This is a genomic window from Duganella sp. Root1480D1, assembly GCF_001427305.1.
Taxonomy (GTDB): domain Bacteria; phylum Pseudomonadota; class Gammaproteobacteria; order Burkholderiales; family Burkholderiaceae_D; genus Rugamonas.
The window spans coordinates 333363-354768 of record NZ_LMFZ01000048.1 but is presented as its reverse complement, the minus strand read 5'-3'; the positions used below and the strand labels follow the sequence as shown (position 1 = coordinate 354768).

Here is a 21406-nt window from a genome sequence, read left to right as displayed (position 1 = left end):
TCCGAGGCGACAACTGCATTTCGCGACGCGCCAGGCCCTTGGCCAGGTTCCAATCAAAGCGATTGAATTACCCGACAAGTAGTCTGACACGGGGGGTTATTAACCCGCAATGAAGACCTGCTTCGTTGTAGAGTTTCGTTCTTATCCAGCAGTATTTTCTGGGCGCCGGCCAGCTCGCAGTCCCAGTACTGTAGACATTGCCAGACTTGCACTGTCCTGCCAATCACTCTCAGACTATACTGGGATCAATGGGTCATCCAGTCACGCGAGACAGCTTCTGCATTTAGAGCTCATAGCCGCAATGCTTTCTACCATTGTGGACATCATCGCGTGATCGACTTTAAACTTAGTAAATTTGTTATACGAAATCGTTTTTTTGAGGATCGAAAATTAACACGCCCTTAATTTCCTTTAAAAAATCAATCACATAAATTATTTCATTTGTAAACCTCATGTCCTCATCAGAACCAAAAACAACTCGAATCCGTCGACGTACAGTCGATACATCAACGTTATACGAAGAACCAATTCTATTCTGAATTTCGAGTGAGTCCGCGCGAACAGCATCGCCTTCCTCATATGCGACTCTTANGTACAGTCGATACATCAACGTTATACGAAGAACCAATTCTATTCTGAATTTCGAGTGAGTCCGCGCGAACAGCATCGCCTTCCTCATATGCGACTCTTACCAACCATCCTCCCCATCGAAGGGCGATCGTCGCATTTTTTGAAAAGGGTAATTGTTCCAATTCCAAAGAAAATCCGCTCTCATTTCGGAAATAGTGCCTGAACTCAGCTACCAAAGACTCATTTGAAACCAATGGAGCTTCATCATTCAATAACGCATAGAGAGAAAATGTCATGGTTTTGATGTAAACTCCATCATTTCGCCCCATTCGGGAGTCATAGTTAGCCAGAACTGCCAGGTTGACCTGGCCGAGGCCGCCGCCGAGTTAATATTCAAGTTCGCGCCCAGTTCAGTGGCCGGATTTCGGTATTTCGAAGTTTCCTAAAGAACTGAATGTGCGGCGTAAATAACGTCTGGATCTTCTACCGAAACAGATGCCTAATAAATAGCCTCCATAGCAACGAACGGATTTCTCACGAGCCGAATATTTCTTAGTCCCGACATTTTCAAAAACCATTACCTTCCTGTATACCTCTAGGCACAGACAGTGTAGTGAAGAGCCTTGTCAAATTATAGGAATCAGCGAAACCGCCATTTCTAGCGCAATTTTGGAATAATTGACACCACCATCGACGGCAGGCTGACGCTTCAATTCATCCAGTGCATAAACTATCTCAACCTTATGCCCTAGTTTAAAGAGTCCGATATCAATTTCATCATTAACATAAATTCCAACGGCGCGCACAGAACCATCGGCCAATTGCAAATCCACCATGTTATTTTCTTCCGATGGGTCTTGGCCAGCACAGTATGCTCGCAGCACAATGCCAGAAATGCGCAGCAATGGCATTACGCCTTGTTTGATATTGTCCCACCACTCTCTGGAGCCGAAAAGGCCCAGGCTACCCGTGAGCCCAATTAACGGCCTTGAGTCATCTAACGTCAAAGCTTGAGTGACGGATACTCTCTCAAAGTTGCTCTTCAGCTCTTCGGAAAGTTGATAGACCAGCTTCATTGTAAATTTTAGGTTACAAAACCAAACTCGAATCAATCGTCATCCTGTCATGTATAGACCGCTCGGATGCTCCTTCTGCTCTTTTTTGTACATTTGGGGGCATAATTTCATCGTACCGTCTGATTCACGAGGCCAATCCGAATTCGTCGACTGGACTTGAATTACGCAAACAACGATTTTTTTGATAAAACGCCGCGCAGTGTCCAGATTTCATTTATTCGGACTCGATTATCTATCGTAAAAAGGAGTAAATGGCGTCATATTCTGCCAATACGTCATTTCCCATCCATTCCTGAGGAACATAAGGGGAATCGATCTTCAGCGTATAGCCATGGCGACTAGCAATTTTTGCATAAACTACCGCCGAAGTAACAATCAGGTCTTGTGTAAAACCGCCTTCGTCTTCGTACCTCTTCTTGACAAACTCCGGGCTCAACAATTGCTCAACAGCCGATTCCATCTTTTCAGAATCCGCTTGAGACAATGCCAAAAAGAATTCGAAATCTATCAAGTAAACTTTACCGAACTCTCCCTTCGGTGGATTGAATATAAAGTCTTTCGCTCTTTCACCCAGTTTGGTCCAGTCTCCCCGAATTGCTAACAAAAATTGGTATGCGAGGAAGTCGCGCGTACCCAACTCGTTGATACGCGCAGCATCAAAGGCAGTCTCATAAAAACCAACAATCGACTGAATGAGCGATTCATTATTTGAGATTAGAGGCTTCAGGAGGCCAAGGGCAGAAGGCAACGGCTGAATGGGTTGGTCACCTCGCATATTCCGCTTATGCTCAAGTAGGCCGGCGACATAGAACCACCCACGCGTCGCAGCAAGATCCTGCTTTTCGAACCAACTATCCATCGCCTCCGCCGTCGCATTACTAGCGAGTGACAAAAGACAAGCAGAAATATTTCCAATCCCTTTTTCTATATTTGCCTTAGCATTTGAAGTCAAATAAAACCGTTCAATATGCGATTTAATGTGTTGCAATCTTTCATTTTTTGTCTGCATTCTCGCTGAATAATTCCAGAAATGCGCAGCAATGGCATTACGCCGTGTTTAATATAGTCCCACCACTCTCTGGAGCCAAGGAGGCCAAGCTACCAGTGAGACCAATTAACGGCCATTAGTCATCTGATGTCAAAGCTTGAGTGAAGAACATCCTCTCTGGGTTGCTTTTAAGCTCTTCGGAAAGTTGGTAGACCTGCTTCATTGTAGAGTTTCCTTCTTATCCAGCAGTATGTTCTGGGCGCCGGCCATTTCGCAGCTTCAGTACTGTAGACATTGCCAGACTTGCACTGTCCTGCCAATCACTCTCAGAACCCAACTGGGATCAATGGGTCATTCAGTCACGCGAGACAGCTTCTGCATTTAGAGCTCATAGCCGCCATGCTCTCTACCATTGTGGCCATCATCGCGTGATCAACTTTAAACTTAGTAAGTCTGTTATACAAAATCGTTCTTTTGAGGATCGAAAATTAACACGCCATTAATTTCTTTTAAAAAATCAATCACATAAATTATTTCATTTGTAAACCGCATATCATCATCAGAACCAAAAACAACTCGAATCCGTCGCCTTACAGTCGATACATCAACGTTATACGAAGAACCAATTCTATTCTGAATTTCGAGTGAGTCCGCGCGAACAGCATCGCCTTCCTCATATGCGACTCTTACNTACAGTCGATACATCAACGTTATACGAAGAACCAATTCTATTCTGAATTTCGAGTGAGTCCGCGCGAACAGCATCGCCTTCCTCATATGCGACTCTTACCAACCACCCTCCCCATCGAAGGGCGAGCGTTGCATTTTTTGAAAAAGGTAATTGCTCCAATTCCAAAGAAAATCCGTTCTCATTTCGGAAATAGTGCCTGAACTCGGCTGCCAAAGAGTCGTTTGAAATCGATGGTGCTTCTTCGCTCAATAACGCATAAAGAGAAAATGTCATGGTTTTAAAGGCCCTGAGAGCCCAATTTCAATTTTTGTAAAAACGCGTGTCACGGGATCGTATCGCATGACACTACCGCCTGTCTGGCGGATACTATTCAGCAAAGGCTCGCTAATCGTCTGCGTTCTGGGGCCAATAACCAAATTAAAGGGCAATTCGTTATCAACCGCATATTGATAGAACGCACGCAACTGGTTGCTATTACTAAGACTGACAACATTCTTGACGTCCGTAACACCAAACTGCGAGCCAACTGGCAAGTCGGGAACGAATCCCTGAATCGATGTTGGCTTGGACCCAGCTCCAAGCGGAGCACCTAATTCTGACCGGACTGTCTGCTCAAATACATTGCCATTTGCATTGTTGGTCCAGGCACGCTGTGCAGCAGCGTACCATTCGTCAGGGCTTAACTTATTAGCAGAAGGGCCGTTCTGATATCGATCATATCTCCATCGATGTTCGTCCGGGATATTCCCGTAGTCCCGAGCGGCTGTACTTGACGTTTTACCACCTGGGCCAACGCCTGATGTAACCCCATTTGACTGTCCAGGACTATTACTTCCCGCGGTAGACCCCGTAGAGTTGCCCGCGCCAGATTGCCCATCCGACTTACCTGAAGTATCAGCGCCATCTTGCCCCGAAGATAATAGCACGTTGTTAGGTACATAAATCCGAGCACCTGGAGTGACAACCGGCGGCGTCAAGACGCAGAACGGAGGCACCGCACACAGTACTGTCGGCGGAAGTGCCATTCCTCCAGCACTAGCCATCCCGCCTCGAGGGCCTCCCATATCCTCGGGAAGATCAGGAGGAATTTGGGCATTTCTCCCCGGGCCGTTTACTGCGATCAAGTAAGCTAAGTTGCGTGCGCCGCGTGCCGCGCTCGCTGCTTCCAATGCAATCCTTTGCGCGGTCTTGGTAGAGAAGTCGTTCGCTGTATCTTTCCAGCCGTACTTGAACAAGCCGGTGGCCTCCAGCTCATTCTTCTCCTGCACGTATTGCTGCCCTCTGCGTTCTTGCTCTTCCACCGCTGCCTTCCGCGGATCAGCATCGGACATCTGTGCTGAGCAATGCACCAGCGCACAAGCAGCATCAGCGAGCCGCTGTTGCCTTTCAACGGTCTGCCCTTTTTGAAGTTGCCTCAGTTTGGCAGTTTCATCCGGGTGTGCTTGTCGGTTAAAGACATCAACCGCGCTGGCGGCTTGACCACCCTGGGCCGCGGCAAGCAATGCTCCGGCATTGCTCGCACTACCTGTTGCCCCCGCTGCCGCGCCAGCAAGCATGCCACCTACAACAGCACCGGTGTTTTGATAAGCATTGATAAGTGCTAAGCGCTTTTCGCCAGTCAAGCCAAGTCTATTAGCCTCGGCATTTCCCAACTCCTCGGCAAGTTGTTGGCCCAGGTTTCCGCCTACTACACCTGCCGCGCTTTCCAATGCTCCGGAATGTCCATTTGATAAACTCCCTAGTACGCCTTGCATTGCCGCATGCAACCCCACGCGGTAAATGCCATTCTCGCCCCAATTTTCCGCAGTCGCTGCCGCTTCGTTGGCTTTGGATGTGTACATTGCGGCGGATACCAGATCGTTGTTGGCCGCGGCCTTTTCAGCCAGGTTCCTAAAATCTTGCGCTTCCTTGTCTGCTTTGTGCGAGAGCGAGATACCAATATCACCAACCGACTTTGCTACTGTAGGTGCAGCAGCGCTGGCAGCTATCTGCCCGCCACGCTGGCCTGCCAGACTTCCCACCAAAATATCTACACCAGCGTTAAGTGCACGGCTATAGATGCCAGCGGGAGCCCAGTCTGCCTGAGTTTTTTCAGCATCCTGCATTAGAGCTTTTGCGGTCGCCTTTTGCTCGGCCGTGCTATTCGGATCGTTCAGCACTTTCGCCGCGGCAGCCTGATCGCGGATCGCTGCACTGCTTGCACTCGTCGCGACTTCGCCGATGATTTGTTTCGAGGTTGCCAGCACGGTACCGGCAGCCGCCGACATGGCCTGCTGGTCTTTCAACACCTTCTGCAAATCGGGCAGCTTGTCGAGCGCGGTGTTGGCCTTGCTCGCGTCGTTGTTGATGCCCAGGTCCTTGACGGAATTGGTGGTCACGCCGCCGATATTGATCTTGCCATCGGTGATGGTGGCATAAGTGGTCGAGCTGTCGCTGCCCTTCTCCATTACCGGCACGCCAGGCGTCACGTTACCGCTCTTACGGTCGCCGAACAACTGTTGCTGGTCTTTTGGCTTCTCTTTGCCGTCCGGAGTCGTATCGCCCTTGCCGCTGCCGCCCGTAATGCTGCCGGCCATGCTGACGTTGCTGGCCGAATAGCTCATCTTGTTTTCGATGTTGGATGTGGTCAGCTTGTTCGTCGTCAGCTCGGAGTCAACTTTGTTGGTGCTGGCGATGGCGCCGCCCTTCAGGTCCACCGTATCGGCTTTGACGTGGTAGCCGCCATCGCCTGCAAACAAGCCCGATTGCTGGCCGACCATCGCGGAGCTGCCATTGCTCTTCGATTGAGACAGGTTGCCGGATGCTTCCCAAGCGGTGCCGAACGATACCTGCACGCGTGCGCCCACGTTGGTCTGGCTGCTTTCCTGCTTGCTGACGTCCTGCAGGCTTTCGACCGCCAGTTTGCCGCCGATGTCCGCGTTAATGGTGTTGGCTATCGCCGTTGCACCTTTCAGCGTAGTGTCGCCCTTGCTGGTGATATTGATCGTTTCAGCTTTGAGCTGGGTGTTGTTGTTGATCGTCGCGTCGCTGTCGTGGTGGCCTTTGCCCACGTTCGCAGAAGCGTAAGCGTAGACGCCCGTGCCACTTGCCCCGGCCTGGAAGCCCACGCCGACTTCCACACCGGCGCTGTTGTTCTTGCCGTCGCTGTGGATTTTGCTCTGGCTGGTGTCCAGCACGATGTTCTGCGCAGCGTCCAGGCTCAGTGCCTTGCCGGCACCCAGTGTGGCGCCGGTGGCATGGATGTCGCCTTCCGTCGACTTCAGGGTGACGTTGCCGCCGCCGTTGACCGTGCTGCCCACGGCAGTATTGCTCTGGTCATTGCTGGAGTTGCTGCTGCTCGCGAAACCAACGCCAACTTCGCCTTTGATCAAGGTACCGCCGTTGGTAATGGCTTTCGTGGCCTGGTAGCCCTGAGCTGCTGCGGCCATGCCTTGCATTGTTTGCAGGCGGCCGTCCGATTTGCGGGCGGCTTCAACGTTGTTGACCAGGTCGATCAGCGGGGAACTGATGCGCGCAAAGGCGCCGATCTTCAGGTCGCTGTTGGAACTCTGGCTGCTGCCGGTATCCTGCAGGGCCGTAATATCAATCGACTTGGCGGTGATGTTGACGTCATTCCCGGCCACGACATTGCTCGAAGTCTGTGTGTACTTCTCGCCCGCAGTCAGCACCACGTCGCCTTTCAGGCTGCCGACGTTGGAAGCCACCTGCTTGACCTGGTCGGTGTTGTCCTTGTGCTTTTCGTTGTGGTAGCCCGAGAAGCGTTCGGTGTCCGAGATGACGACCTTGCCGATTGCCTTGTTGTCGCTCTGGTTTGCGTTGTGGACCGTGTCCTGCGCGCTGGTGATGGTCAGGTCGCGCGCAGCACTGATTTCAAGCTTGCCGTCCGAGACCACGCTTGCGCCGACCAGCGCAATGTCACCGGTCTGCGTCGCCATGGTCGCGTTGCCGCCGACCGACAGCTTGGTGCCGGTCACGGTATCGGTCGCGCCATCGCCCTTGCCCTTGTTGTTGAAGGTGCCGGCCATCATGGCTGTGCGGTTGTCAAAGCTGAAGCCCGATGCCTTGGAATCCTGCGACTTGCTTTCCGTGTTGTGGGCAACATCAAGTTTGATGCTGTCCTTGGCCACGATCATGGCATTGCCTTCTGCACTCATTTGGGTGCCCTGGCTGTTGATCGAGCCGTCGGTAGCCAGGATGGTCAGGTCCTTGCCGGCATTCAGGCTGGTGCTGCGTGCATCGCTAATCGACTGGTTCTGATGGCTGGTCGAGCTCTTGGCGCCGAATTGCACCGTCACCGCAGTAGTGGCTGCCCACAGGCCATCGGCCACACCGTCAGCCTTGCTGGTGATCTTGCCAATCGTGCCGGAAGACTTGGAATTCTTCGTGCTTTCCTTGTAGGCGTCCTTGGCGGCAGCCAGCGGGTTCACCGTCACGCCAACAGAGAAACCGGATGACTTGCTCGTTGCGGTCTGGTGCTCTTCCGAAGTATTCTGCGCAGCCGACAGGTCGACGTTCTTGCCGATAAGGGTCAGGTTTTCCTTGGCCGCGATATCGGATGCTACCACCTGCAGTGTTTCGCCCGACTTCAGCTTGGCGCTGCCGTTCAAGGCGCCGATGGTCGATTCGTGCTGCGTCACCGACTCCTTGGTGCCCTGGGTGGACGAAGACGATTTGCCGTAGCCTACGCTCAGGTTACCCGAAGCATAGCCGCCGGTCAGGCCCGACTTTTTCACTTCGATGCTGTTCGCCGATTTGGCAGTATCTTCAACACTGAGCACGCTCAGGTTGCGCGCCGCTTCGATCGCGAGATTCTGGTCGGCGACGATGCTGGAGCCCTTGACGGTCATGTCGCGGCCGGCGACAACGTTGACATTGCTGCCTTCCAGGCTCGATCCGATTGCGGTCGCGTTTTCCAGTTGATCATGCGTCGTGACAGTCTTCTTCGACAAGAAGCCTTTGCTGGTGTGCTTATGCGCTTCGTCCAGGCTTTGCGTTACCTGGCCTGCCGTGATGTTCACATCGCGGCCAGCGGCAACGGTCAGAGTCTGCCCTGCATTCACCACTGCTGCCTTGACATTGAGATCCTGCCCCGCATTCAGCACCAGGTTGCCGCCGCCTTTGACTTGCGAGCCAATGTCCATGCTGGCACTCTGGCTCTGGCGATTGTTGGCATCCCATACTAACTTCTGGCTGACGGAGGTGTTTACCGCCGACAGGTTCAGGTTATTGCCCGCATTCAGCTGCGTCAGGCCCGCGCCAGAGTTGTTAATCTGTGCTGCGGTCAGGTTGATATTATTGCCGGCGCTGGCCAGCAATACGCCAGCAGGACCGGATACGTACAGCCCTGCCACACGGTCGATGCCGGTCTGTGCGAAGCTGTTCGCGCCAACGGTATTGCTCAAGCTCTGGGTGGTGGTCGTCAGGTTCAAGTCACGGCCAGCCGTCAGCAGCGCAGCATTCTGCGCCTTCAGCGTGCCGCCAACATTGTCGATGTCCTTGGTCGCTTGCAGCGCCAGGGTGCCGGCACTCATGGTGCCGCCCAAATTGCGGATATTGTCCGCGCTGATATTCACCAGGTTGCGGCCTGCGACCGTGCCCTTGTTGGCAAAGTCGCCGGTCAGGTTGATATTGACTTCCTTACCTGCCAGCAGCGCGCCGCTGCCATCCAGGTCGCCCGGTTGCACGCGCACATACACCTGCGGCACCAGTACGCTTTGCGTGCTGCCGTCCGGCAGCTGGACATCTTGCGTGACCAGCCAGACGATGTCCGAAGTCAGTTGGGATACTTGTTCCGGGCTCAAGGCAACACCCGGACGCAAGCCCCACTGCTTGGCATAGGTCAGGCCATTATCCATCAGGGCCTTGTATTCCTCGTCGTCGTTGGTGTAATCGCCGAGGAAGCGATTGCCGGTCAATGCCAGCACCTGCTCGCGAATCAGCTTCTGTTCATAGAAGCCATCGCCCATGCGCTTCTGCGTGCTGGCCGGATCGACCTGCAGCGCATCCAGCATGTAGTCGCTGGACAGCCAGGACTTGTAGTTGGTGAACTTCGGATCGGTTTCGATCAGGTACTTGGCCTGGCTTTCCGGATGCGTCTTGAACAAGCTGGCAGTCGGCAGGCGGAAGTTTGGACGCATGGTGCGGATCGAGATCTGCGCCGATCCGGTGGCCGTGCCGGCCGTGTCAGGCGTCTTGCCCGATTTGGCAGCGGCACCGCTCAAGGACTGAACTTGTCCGGCTGTCTGCTGCGTGGTGGCCTGCCCAGTCGCCTGATCGCTGCTCTCGGCGCTGCCGATAATGTGGCGCCCAACGTTATCGCCGATGGCGTCGCCGTGGGCCAGTTCGCTGTTTGCCGCATTTCCGGTGATTTGCTTTCCGGTGCTGCCTGCGACAGTTCCGCCTTGGGCTTGCGCGGCGCTCGCATTGTTATTTTGAACATGGCTGCCGGTTTGCGAAGCCGTGGTAGCGCCCGAGGCACTGCCCGCCTGCGTGCCGGAGACATTGCTCAGGTTAGCCGTGTTGTTCGAGGCATTGACGGTGCCGCCCGCGCCTGCGTTGGCCTGCACAGTCGACAGGGTGCTGGCACCTGGGCCCGATCCAGTGGAGGCGTTACCGGCAAATTCCTCGTAACGGCTGGCCTGCATGTCAAACGAGGTGACGATAGTACCCGGATTGTAGGCAGTGACCGTCTTGCCCGGGTCGTCCGTACCCTTGTGCTTGTCACGCCAGTTCTCGGTCACCGTGCCGGAATCGGTGGTGCTGCGGGTGCCATCCACCTTGGTGTTGGACGCTGTTGTGCCCTGCACGTCGATGCGGCCGCCAGCCACGATCTGGCTCTTGTCGTTCAACAGGTTGTTGGCCGTCAGGCGAATGCCGCCGCCGGCCACGATCTTGCCGGGATCGCTCTGGGTGACGACGGTCTCATTGACGGTGCGGGTGTAATCGTAGCTATTCCAATTCTCATGATTGCTGCCGTCCGGCGTATGCAAGAAAAACACTTCGTCGCGATAGATGTACACGCCTGGCGTGCCTGGCAGGTAGCGCTGCGTTTGGCCGACGACCTGGTACTCGGTGATGGCGGTCTGGCTTACCTGCTGCACCGTAGTTGCAAAGTGTTCGTTGGTGTTACGGATGTCGGAGGCCGAAATCGCCATGTTTTGCGATGCTTCGATGGTGGCGCTGTTATTGTTCACCGTTTGCGCCATGCCTGCCGCTTGCCAGTTGCCATCCAATGCGCCGCCAATAGCCATGTCGCCCGCGCTGAAGATCAGCGATCCTTCGCGGTTGGTGAGGTATTGCGCGCCGATGTCGACGCGTTGGCGTCCGGCGATCGTGGCAGCCGAAGTGGCGCCACCGACGGTTTCCTCCAGGTTGTTGACGACCGAGGCGCCGATTGCAACACGGTCGCCATAAATGCGGCCTGTGCCGAAATTGTTGACCTGCGATGCCTGGATATGCGTATCGGCACCGTCAATCAGGCCGCGGTTGGTCAGCGTGCCGGCAATGGCAAGTGTGGTGGTCTCGCCGCTCAGCAGCTCCGCGCCAGCCTGGTTGTCAAGGTTGGCAGCATTCACGCTCAGGTTGCGGCCGGCTTGTACCGAAATCGGATTGGTCAGCGAGCCGGTCGTCTTCAGATCAAGGTTGCCGCCAGCCTGGAGCGTGCCAGACAGGGTGTAGTCGCCCTGCAGGTCGAGGCCGACGTCCCCTCGGGAGACGATACTGCCGGCACCAGTGAGCGTGCCGGTGCGCACGTTCACGCTTTGATCGGCAATGATCTGGCCGCCCGAGTTGCTGAGTGCCAGGCTCGGCGTTGCAGCCTGGTTGGTGGTGATTTGCAGCGCTCGTCCCGCGCTCAGTTCGCCCTGATTATTGTTCAACTGGCCATCGTCGTGGATGGTCAGGTCCTGCCCTGCCCTTACCGCACCTTGCGTATTGTTCAGGTTGGCAGTGACGATATCAATGGTGCTTGCCTCAATGCCGGCATTGCCGCCTTGGGTCGACGTGTTATCGATAGCTCCGGCCTTCAGGGTCAGCGCTTGACCAACGCGTACCAGGCCAGCGCTGTTGCTCAGCGTGCCGCCGCCCAGCAGGATATCGGCACCTTGCACCGCCAGCACCTGGCCGGCGGTGTTGTCCAGGCCGGTAGCTTGCACGGTCAGGTTTGCACCACTGTAGATCTGGCCGGCATGGCCGTTGCGCGCGGCATTGTTGACCGCGCCGCTGCTGGCGATATCGAGGCCAGCCTGTGCGCTGATCAAGCCGGCGCGATTATCCAGCGCACCGCTATTGACGGTCATCTGTCCGCCCGCGACCAGCCCGAGAGCGCTGCCGGGATTGGCGGTGCCGTCGAGGTTGCTCAGGGTTTGTCCGTGGGTATCCACGTGCAGGTCGTGGCCCGATGCGATTAAGCCGCTATCATTGCCCACACTGCCCGTCGACAGATTGGCGTCGCGCCCGGCGATGATTTTGCCTTGGGCGTTCAGCAGGCTGTTGCCTGGACCGTTGGCGGTTAGTCCCAGGTCCTGTGCCGCCTGGATCAGGCCAGCAGCATTGTTGATGCTGCCCTGTGTGCTGTTCAGCGACAGGTTGCCCTGCATCGCCACCAGCTTGCCCTGATCGTTGTCGACACCCGCCGCGCCGATCGTCAGTGTCTGCTGCGCCGACACCAGGCCACTGCTGTTATCGACAAAGCCGGAGCTGGACACGGTGGTCGTGCCGTTGCCCACCACCTGGCCGCGCGTGTTGTCCAGGCCGTTAGCAGACACATTCAGCGAACCAGTGCCAGCATGGCCAATCTGGCCGTCGACGTTGCTGAGCGCGCCGCCGGCGCTGAGGGTGAAGTCCTGGGCGTTGGCCACGATGCGGCCCGCGTTGTTATTGATTGCGCCGAAGCTTTGGATACTCGCGCTCTGCGCCCCCGTTCCGCTCTGCTGGATCACGCCCTGGGTGTTGTCCATCCGCCCTACCTGGACCTGGAGTTGCTGTGCACTCAGGAGGCCGTTGGTGTTGTCCAGCAATTGGCCGGCATTGTTTGCGGCGGTGATGGTGAGCTGGCCAGGCGTGCTGACCTGCGCCTGGCGCGTCAGCACGTTGCCGCTTTGCGCTGTAAGGCTGACATTGCCATTGGTGCTGCCCGTGGTACTGCCACTCAGGTCCAGGCTGGAGCCGGTCAAATTGAGGTTGCCGGCGGCCAGCATCTGGCCACCAGCGTTCAACGTGCCGGAAGTGCTGATGCTCAAAGCGCCGGTGGCAGCCAGCTTGCCGTCGCCTGCCATGCCCGCAGCCAGCACGTTGGTGCCGGTTCCTGCCAGGCTGCCGGCGCTTACCGTCAGGTCCTTGCCTGCCGCAATCGTGCCGCTGCTGTTCAGGGCATTGCCCACGGTCACAGTTTGCCAGCCGGCTGCATACATGGTGCCGCTGTTGTTCAAGGAAGCGGCGTGGGTAACCAGGTTCTGTGCGGCGCGCACGCTGCCGCTATTGACGAAGTTCTGTACGTTCAGGCTGACATTGCCGGACTGGCTCTGGACAGTCGCACCGCTGGTGCTGGCAAGGTCGGCGCCGTTCAGGACCAGGTCGTTTTGTGCGGCAATCAGGCCGGCGCTGTTATCGATATTGCCGGTGCTGCTGAGCGTGACTGCGCCATTGCCGGTAATCTGGCCATTGTTGTTGCCAACGCCAGCTGCGTTGATGCCCAGCGAGCCGGTGCCGGCATGGCCGATCACGCCGCTGGTGTTGGTGAGCGCACCGCTGCTGATCGTGAAGTCCTGCGCATTCGCAACGATCTGGCCGCTGCTGTTGTTCAATGAGCCGATGCTCTGGATATTAGCCGCTTGCGCGCCGCTGCCGGTCTGCTGGATCGTACCCTGGGTGTTGTCGAGTTGGCCGACCTTGACCTGCAGTTGCTGGCCACTGAGCTGGCCTGCTGTGTTGTCCAGCGATTGGCTGCCATTGGCATTCGCCGTGATATTGAGAAGGCCTGGGGCGCTGACCTTGGCGTTACGCGTCGACACATTGCCGCTGGTTGCGGTCAGGTTGACGTCGCCTTTGGTGCTGCCAGTGGTGCTGCCATTCAGGTCCACGTTTCCGCCGAGCAGGTTGACATTGCCTGCGGCCAGCGCCTGGCCAGAGGTCTGTAGACCGCCGGTGGTGGTAATTGCCAACGCGGCATTGCCGGTGAGCTGGCCATCGGCCGCCATGCCGGCTGCCAGCACGTTGGCGCCGGTGCCGGACAGGTTGCCGGCATGGAGGGTCAGGTCCTTGCCGGCGGCGATTGCGCCGCTGGTGGTCATGCCGTTCACGACAGCAATGGTCTGCCAGCCGGCCGCGTACATCGTGCCGCTGTTGTTCAATGAGGCGGCATGGGTGTCGAGATTTTGACCCGCACTTACGTTGCCGCTGTTCGTGAAGTTCTGGACATCGAGGTTGACGCTGCCCGCCTGGCTTTGGATGCCGGCGTTGGTGCCGCTGGTGTTGGTCAGGTCCGCACCACTCAGTGTCAGGTCGTTTTGCGCGGCAATCAGGCCGGCGCTGTTGTCGATATTGCCGGCGCTGGTGATCGTCACGACGCCATTGCCGGTGACCTGCCCGTGGCCGTTATCGACGCTGGCGGACGTGATCCCCAGCGTACCCGTACCTGCGTGGCCAATCAGGCCATTGTTGTTGGTAAGGGCGCCGCTGGCGATCGTAACGTCCTGCGCGTTTGCGACGATGCGGCCGCCGGTGTTATTCAGCGCACCGCTAGTTTGGATGCTGGCAGGCAGCGCGCCAATGCCGGTCTGCTGGATCGAGCCCTGCGTGTTATCCAGTTGGCCAACCTTGATCTGCAATTGTTTGCTGCTCAGCTGGCCACCGGTGTTGTCCAGCAGTTGGCTGCCATTGCCGTTGGCGTTGATGGTCAGGTTGCCAGGTGCGCTGACCTGCGCGTGACTGGTGACCACATTGCCGCTTTGCGCAGTCAGCTGAACGTCACCCGTGGTGCTGCCCGTGGTACTGCCAGCCAGATCCACGCTCGCGCCACCCAGGTTCACGTTGCCAGTGGCCAGCGCCTGGCCTGCCGTTTGCAGCGCGCCAGAGGTGGTCACGGACAAGGCTCCGGTGCCGGTGAGCTGGCCGTCGGCTGCCATGCCGGCCGCCAGCACATTGCCGGCTGCGCCAGTCAGGCTGCCGGCATTGACCGTCAGGTCTTTCGCCGCAGCGATGGTGCCGCTGCTAGCGATTGCATTGCCGACGGCGAGCGTCTGGGCGCCTGCCGCATACATCGTGCCGCTGTTGTCCAGCGAAGTAGCATGGGTGCTCAGGTCCTGGCCCGAGCGGATGCTGCCGCTGTTGGTCAGCTTTTGTACATCGAGGCTTACATTGCCTGCCTGGCTCTGGATACCGGTCGCCGTGGTGGCCGTTCCGCTGACGGTATTTGCTACGTCTTTGCTGGTGGCGGTCAGGTCGGCATGGGCCGAGATCAAGCCATCGGCATTGGTCAGGTTGCCCGTATTGGACAACAGCACCGCACCGTTGCCTACAATCTGGCCGCGCGTATTTTCGATGGAAGCGGCGTTCAGGCTCAGTTGACCAGTCCCGGAATGACCGATTTCGCCAGCCGTGTTGGTCAGCGCGCCGGTACTCAAGCTAAGGTTCGCAGCATTGGCCACCAGGCTGCCGGAGCTGTTGTTGAAGGCGCCACCGTGCAGGTCGATCGCCAGGTCGGTATTTCCGGTGTGCTGGATCGAGCCTTGCGAGTTGTCGATATTGCGCACGTCAAAGTCGAGCTTTGCTGCGCTGATACGGCCGGCGGTGTTGTCCAGGGTCTGGGTGCCACTCTGGTTCGCGCTGACGAAGAGTTCGCCAGGGGTGCTGACCTGCGCGTTGCGGGTCAGCACATTACCGCTTTGCGCCGTAAAGTGAACTTGCCCCGCCGTGCTGCCAGTGGTGCTGCCGCTCAGGTCCAGGGCGGAACCATCGAGCACTACATTGCTGGTGGCCAGCAATTGCCCGGCATTCTGCATGATGCCGGTGGTCGTGATGGCTACACTGCCGGAACCTGTCAGTTGCCCGCCAGTGGTCATGCTCGCTGCCAGCACGCTGGAAGCGCTGCCCGCCAGGCTCGCAGCATTGATCGTCAGGTCTTTGGCAGCGGCAATCGTGCCGCTGTTGGCCAGGGCATCGCGCACGGCCAGGCGCTGCTGTGCGCCTGCATACATCGTGCCGCTGTTGCTGGCCGAAGCAGCAGTGGTATCCAGGTTCCTGGCGGCGTAAATGCCGCCGGAATTATCCAGCATCTGCGCGTTCAGGACGATATTGCCCGTCTGGCTCTGGATGCCTTTACCACTGCCAGCCCCCGCGTTCGACAGGTCGCCAGTGCTGATGGCAAGGTTGCCGATCGCCGAAACAAGGCCGTCGGTATTGGTCAATGCGCCACCGGCAGTGAGGGCGAAGTCCTGGGCATTGCCCACGATGCGGCCGCTGGTATTGTTCAGTGCGCCAGCGCTCTGGATGCTGGCGGCCTGCGATCCGGTGCCGGTTTGCTGGATGGAGCCGAGCGTGTTATCCAGTTGGCCGACCTGCACCTGCAACTGGCGGCCACTGAGCTGGCCGCCGGTGTTGTCCAGCAGTTGGCCGGCCTTGGCGTTGGCAGTGATGGAGAGCTGCCCCGGCGTGCTGATTTCCGCGTTGCGGGTCAGGATGTTGCCGCCCTGCGCTGCAAGACTGGCGTTGCCTGTGGTACTGCCGGCGCTGCTGCCAGTCAGGTCCAGGCTGGCAGCGGTCAGGTTCAGGTTGCCGGTGGCCAGCAACTGGCCGGCGCTTTGCAGCGCTCCGGTGGTGTTGGCGGTCAAGGCACCAATGCCGGTCAGCCTGCCATCGGCGCCCATGCCCGCCGCCAGCATATTGGAGGCACTACCCGTGAAGCTGGCCGCATTGATCTTCAGGTCCTTGCCTGCGGCAATCGTGCCGCGGTTGGCCATGCCGGAAGTAAGCGAGAGGGCTTGTGCGCTCGCCGCATACATCACGCCGCTGTTGTCCAGCGTAGCAGCATTGGTGTTCAGCTCACCTCCTGCATTGATGCTGCCGGTATTGCTGATCGCCTGCGCTTGCACTTGCAATGCGCCGGAACTGACGACGCGGGCGCCATCGGCGAGCGCGCCTTGCGAGGCGCTTTCAGCATTGTTTTGCAACAGGCCCTGGCTGCCCAGCTTAAACGTGCCCTGGCCGGCGTGAAGCAGTTGGCCGGCGGTGTTCTCGATGTCCCGCGCGCTGATGGTGAGGTTTTGGCCTGCAGACTGGATCACGCCCGCCGTGTTGTCGATCTTGCCTTGCAGCGCGATGGCCTGGTCGGCGCTGCCAGTCTGAATGACCTGACCGCGCACATTGCTCAGGCTCTGCGCCTGCGTGGAGATCGTATTTGCCTGCACCAGTGCGCCGTCGGTTGTCAGCGCTCGCGGGGTTTGCAATTGCAGCGTGTCCGTCGCCAGGATCTGGCTGCCGCGGGCATTCAGTTCGCCGCTGCTGGCTTGAAGCTGGATCGAATTGGCTTGAACGCCGGACTGCGAGAGATCCAGGCTGGCGCCACGCAGCGCCAGGTTCTGGCTCGCCAGCGCCTTGCCGGCGCTCTGCAACTGCGCCGCTGCTTGCACGTCGAGATTCTGGCGGCCGGTCAGGCTGCCGTCCATCTGCAGGCCTGCAGCCCAAACTGCGTTGCCGTTTGCCTGGACCGCGGCGCCATCGCCAATGGCTTCAATGCGCACATCGCCCTGTCCAGCGACAGTGCCGCTATGCGCCTGGCTGCCTTGCGAAGCCACCAGCACATTCGCGCTGCCGTACACAATGCCGCTCTGGTTGATCGTGCCCTGGACCTGGACTTTGACATCGCCGCCGCTAGCCTGCAACGTGCCGCTATTGGCCAGCCATCCATCCTGTGTCAGCGTCAGCGGGCCACTGCTAGCCTGCACCACGCCGTCGTTGCGGACACCCAGGCCAGCCTCGGTGCCGATCAGTGTGATCTTGCCTGCGTACATGCCGCCAAGGCTGGAAACGTCGAGCGCATAGTTGGGTACGTTGCCATCGCCGTCGATGCGCTGGGATTGCGGCGCCGAGTCCGAACCCAGGCTGCCAGCCTCGATGGTGTTGCTGCCGGTGACCAGCTGCAGTCGGTTGGCCCAGATGCCGGCATTGACCTGCGCGGCGCGGGCCAGGATGGCCGTGTAATCCGCGCCGCGGGTATCGAGCCCGGCGCCACTGACGCTGATGTTGCCGCCCTGTACGCGGTAGCTCTCGAGGCTGCCGTTGTTCATGACCGCCGTGCCGGTCGTCAGTGTCACGCCGCTAGCGTTAATGAAGCCGCCGCCGTTGACGGCAATACCGGCCGGGTTGGCCACCACGACTTCCGCGCGCTGGCCTGCCACTTCCACGTAGCCTTGCAACTGGCTCGGATTGTTGGAGTTGACCTCGTTCAGAATCACCCGTGCCGCGCCTGTAGCCAGCCATGGATTGCCCTGCACCCAACCGCCCAACTGCGTCTGCACGTTGTTGCGGCTGTTATTCAGGATCGCACCCGACGCACCCACGTCGAACTGGCTGTAGGTATTGCGGCTGACGCCGGCCTGGCTCGGGGTCTGGATATTGACCTGCGCTACGCCATTGGAAGCATTCAATACCGTCGCCTGCTGGGCGCGCGCCGCCGCCGGGTCGGCCACGATGCGCGTTGCTACCGTCTGCGCGTCTACCTGCATCGGCGCCAGCCACAGCGAAGCAGCGCCGAGCAGCATGGCCCGGTGTATGGATTCGCAGGCTGCCAGGGCAGCACGGCCACGCTGGCCGCCCTGCTTCTTCGCGCCCCGGCTGACACGCTCGCCGCTGGCGGACTTGCCGGAACTGGTTGCAGTTTCCGCCACCACCATCAGGCAGCCGCGGGCTTGGTTGAACACGAGACGATAGATTTGCTTGTTCATGGTTTTTACTTATTAAAGTTCTGCGGCAACGGGCGGCTGGCCCAGTAATGTGCTTGTTCGGCTTTGGTGACGGCTATGCCCTTGAGATGCATGACCTTGAGGCCGGTTTCGTGGCCCCGGTGATACAGGCTGCGGAAGCTGCTCATCGGCAGCGCGCGGCGGATGGCCGACACCACCGTCGCGGTGTCGCCGAACGGCGCCACGATATCCAGTACCCAGGGGCGATCGCCCTCATCCCAATCGCGCGGCTGCAAGGTCCGGTCCAGCGATTGCAGGTAGCGCAGTTCCGCTTCCGGCGTGAGATTGGCCCAGGTCATGAGGCCGACCGGCTGCTGCTGTTCATCGTTCTGCAGTGCCAGCACGAACTGGCCGGTCTTAATCGCCGGCATCAACAGCCGCTGCAAGTCCTCCAATGGGCAGCGGCGATGGGTCGACGAATGCATCCACAGCCAGACCATGGCACCAAACAGTTCGGCTTCGCTCTTTTGGCTGGGCGCGACCCGGGGACAAATGACAATCAGGGATTTCGACATGATGGTTACAGGCTCATGGCCAGGCTGAAACCTGCGGCATAGCCGGAAGTTTTGAAGTGTTCAGGCTTGTTCAATGGCGCGCCTACAAATACCTCGTACTGCAGGTGAGGCAATTGGCCGCGCAAACCAACTACCGCGCCAGTCAGGCTGGTGCCGACCAGGGTCTCCGCAGAGGCGCCGCCTACGTGCCCGGTATCGATGCCGCCATAAGCGCGAAGCCCGCCCGGGACCGGCATCGAGACTTCGTTGCGCAGCAACCAGCCGTGCTCTGCGCTGAGAACCGATTTGCCGTCAAAACCGCGCACCGTGAAGCGCCCGCCGATCGAAAAACGGTCTTGCGGCGTCAATGGCGAACGATTGAACTGGCCGCGCCATTCGCCGGTGTATTGCAGGCGCTGCCCGCCTAAAACAAAGCCCTGCGAGACCGTGGCGTCCAGCAGCCACATGCGCATACGCGATGTGCCTTCGCCAAACTTCTCTTCCGGTGCCGGCAGGCTATCGAAAGCACCGGTACCGCGGCGGAAATTGGCACCGGCATCGAGGCTGCCGTTATCCCAACTGCGGCGGTGGTTCAGGCTCCACTCCATGCCGGAGACCACACGGCGCTGGACTTCAACTTCGGCATCGTCGATGAAATTGTTGGAAGTACGCTGGAAGCCCTTGAGGCTCAGGGTGGTCTTGCTTACCGCATCGCGAAGCACCACGCGCGAGAGCTTGAACTCCGTGTTGCGGCTGTTACCGCTGTACAGGTAATCCTGGTTGGCGCCGGCCACGGTCTGGTGGTAGCGATTCTTGCTTTGCGTGAAGCCTGCCAGCCAGTAGCCGAACGGAACCGAGTAATGGACGATGTGGCCGCGCGTGCCACGAGCACCCGGGTCGCTGCCGCCAAGGTCGTGCAACCAGGTGAAGTAGAACAGGTCGCTGATGGTCCACCAGTTATCGTAGCTGAAGGTAAGGCTGCCCTGGTACTTGCCAGTGCTGCGGGTTCCGCTGTCGTCCGCAGTGGCGGACAGGCGGAACGGCATCTGCTGCTGGTGCGCGATCACCAGGTCGCTGGTCCCGGGCTCGCTGCCTGGAGCGATCTGAATATCGGCCTCGGCGGTCGGTACCCGCTTGAAGTTTTCCAGCGCCTGCTCGATATCGCGCAGGTTCAGCAATTCGCCACTGGTGCTGGGGACAGTGTTCCAACGGCTGCCGCGCGCGCCAGTATCTTTCGCCCAGCGAATTTCGCCTACCCGACCCGGCACTACCGTGAGGACCAGGGAGCCGCTTTGCAGGTTTTGCGGGCCGGCCAAGACGCGGCTCGTCACAAAACCGCGCGAGATCAAAGCGTTCTGCAGGCGATCGATAACAATCTGGACGCCCTGCACACCGACACAGCGGGCCACGACCGGGTCAGGCTGTGGCAGTTGTGCATGGCCATCGGCGTAATCGAGCAGCCAGTTGAATCGGCTGGTCTCCTGCCCATCGAGCTCAATGCGTTTGATCGGGAAGCATGGACTTTCGTCGGTCAATGGCAATGCGGCAGCCGACTGGGCCGGCTGTGGCAAGTGCACGTCGGGCGCCGTTTCAAGCTGTTTGCGTTGCTGCGCTTCCCGTTCTTGCGTCCGGCGCAATTGATCGGTGTCGATATCTTTGCTCGCCTGTGCTCGGGCCATTGGGCTAAACGCCATGGCGGCACAAGCTGCCGCGATGATACTTATTCTTGCAGTTAACATTTGTTTCTTTATACGTTTACGGACGTGAAACATCAGGGCGCGCGTGATGCGGCGACGCCGAGCGGTGCCTCAGGTGGATCTTTTCGAACCGGAGCCTGGGATGCAAGCCTGTCCATGCGGGCGCAGTTTTAGCGGCACCGAACAGTTGCAGAATGAATTACATGATTTTTATTAACGCAACTTACTAGCTGGAAATATAACATGCTAGAGTTGTAAAGATTCTCACCAAAACTATCAACATGTGTGAAAAAGTTTCGATGAAATGTCACATTGGCAATAGATTGCCTTGGACGGACGCGCTGCAACAAAAAAGGCTTGCGGCTGTTATGCCCGCAAGCCTTTACCCTGCCAGGTCAAGCGTAGGCAGTTAGCGACTACCCCCGGCAAGCACCATCGGCACCGCTTTGATCGTAAGGGATATGTCCGTTCATGCGCATGCGCTTGCGCCCTTCTGTACCTTCGCACAGCCGATGCGCATGTTTTGCCATCATCGGCGACAAATCCAGTCTCAACCTCTCGATCAACTTTGTACCCCGGCGACCGAGAGCGTGAAGCGCCGCAATCCGCACACTGTCGTGCTCGGCCTGGTTCAGCACCAGCGCTTCCAGCAGCGGGGCGGCGTCATCCGCATTGATACCCGCCAGGGCGCGCACGGCCTGGCGGCGCAGCAGGGCTCCTTCGCCGCTAAACCGCTCGCGGGCAACCCTCAATAGCAATCCGACTTCCCTTGCATCGAATTCCGGTTTGGCTGGCTTGCCGAATGCGCAGGTGGCGGCCATTAGCTTCTGGTTCACTTCACGCCGCAATTGCACTAGCGGCAGCTTGCCCAGGTCAGCCGTTATGGAGCTTCGCACGAGCGGTGTTTGTTTAGCATTTGACATGACCTGACTC

7 protein-coding genes are annotated in these 21406 nt (G+C 58.3%); all 7 read right to left on the bottom strand.

The annotated features are described in order from the left end of the window. Positions 1-1196 precede the first annotated feature (1196 nt). Positions 1197-1646, bottom strand: a complete 450-nt coding sequence (locus tag ASD58_RS27940) for a hypothetical protein (RefSeq protein WP_057265367.1) — start codon at positions 1644-1646, stop codon at positions 1197-1199. Positions 1647-1878: 232 nt separating this feature from the next. Further along, positions 1879-2655 carry an Imm49 family immunity protein gene (locus ASD58_RS27935; RefSeq protein ID WP_082565728.1) on the bottom strand — a complete coding sequence of 259 codons (777 nt, stop codon included), beginning with the start codon at positions 2653-2655 and terminating at the stop codon, positions 1879-1881. Between the two features lie 670 nt (positions 2656-3325). Next, a partial coding sequence (locus ASD58_RS32435; protein WP_229210127.1) for a hypothetical protein occupies positions 3326-3598 on the bottom strand: 273 nt, incomplete at its 3' end. Then, positions 3595-18264: a hemagglutinin repeat-containing protein gene (locus tag ASD58_RS31575; RefSeq protein WP_057265363.1), complete on the bottom strand. Its 14670-nt coding sequence runs from the start codon at positions 18262-18264 to the stop codon at positions 3595-3597. The genes ASD58_RS32435 and ASD58_RS31575, both read right to left, overlap by 4 nt. 5 nt (positions 18265-18269) lie before the next feature. Then, complete coding sequence (locus ASD58_RS27925; RefSeq protein WP_082565727.1) at positions 18270-18797, bottom strand: toxin-activating lysine-acyltransferase; 528 nt, start codon at positions 18795-18797, stop codon at positions 18270-18272. 5 nt (positions 18798-18802) lie between these two features. Further along, positions 18803-20455 carry a ShlB/FhaC/HecB family hemolysin secretion/activation protein gene (locus ASD58_RS27920; protein ID WP_057265359.1) on the bottom strand — a complete coding sequence of 551 codons (1653 nt, stop codon included), beginning with the start codon at positions 20453-20455 and terminating at the stop codon, positions 18803-18805. A gap of 434 nt (positions 20456-20889) precedes the next feature. Then, positions 20890-21396 (bottom strand): HEAT repeat domain-containing protein, encoded by a 507-nt coding sequence (locus ASD58_RS27915; protein ID WP_057265357.1) that lies wholly within the window; start codon positions 21394-21396, stop codon positions 20890-20892. Positions 21397-21406: the final 10 nt, after the last annotated feature.

Bases quoted from the DNA above. Each gene is read 5' to 3' on its own strand.
- ASD58_RS27935 (WP_082565728.1), bottom strand. From the start codon at position 2,655: ATGCAGACAAAAAATGAAAGATTGCAACACATTAAATCGCATATTGAA.
- ASD58_RS27920 (WP_057265359.1), bottom strand. From the start codon at position 20,455: ATGGCCCGAGCACAGGCGAGCAAAGATATCGACACCGATCAATTGCGC.
- ASD58_RS27925 (WP_082565727.1), bottom strand. From the start codon at position 18,797: ATGTCGAAATCCCTGATTGTCATTTGTCCCCGGGTCGCGCCCAGCCAA.
- ASD58_RS31575 (WP_057265363.1), bottom strand. From the start codon at position 18,264: ATGAACAAGCAAATCTATCGTCTCGTGTTCAACCAAGCCCGCGGCTGC.
- ASD58_RS27940 (WP_057265367.1), bottom strand. From the start codon at position 1,646: ATGAAGCTGGTCTATCAACTTTCCGAAGAGCTGAAGAGCAACTTTGAG.
- ASD58_RS27915 (WP_057265357.1), bottom strand. From the start codon at position 21,396: ATGTCAAATGCTAAACAAACACCGCTCGTGCGAAGCTCCATAACGGCT.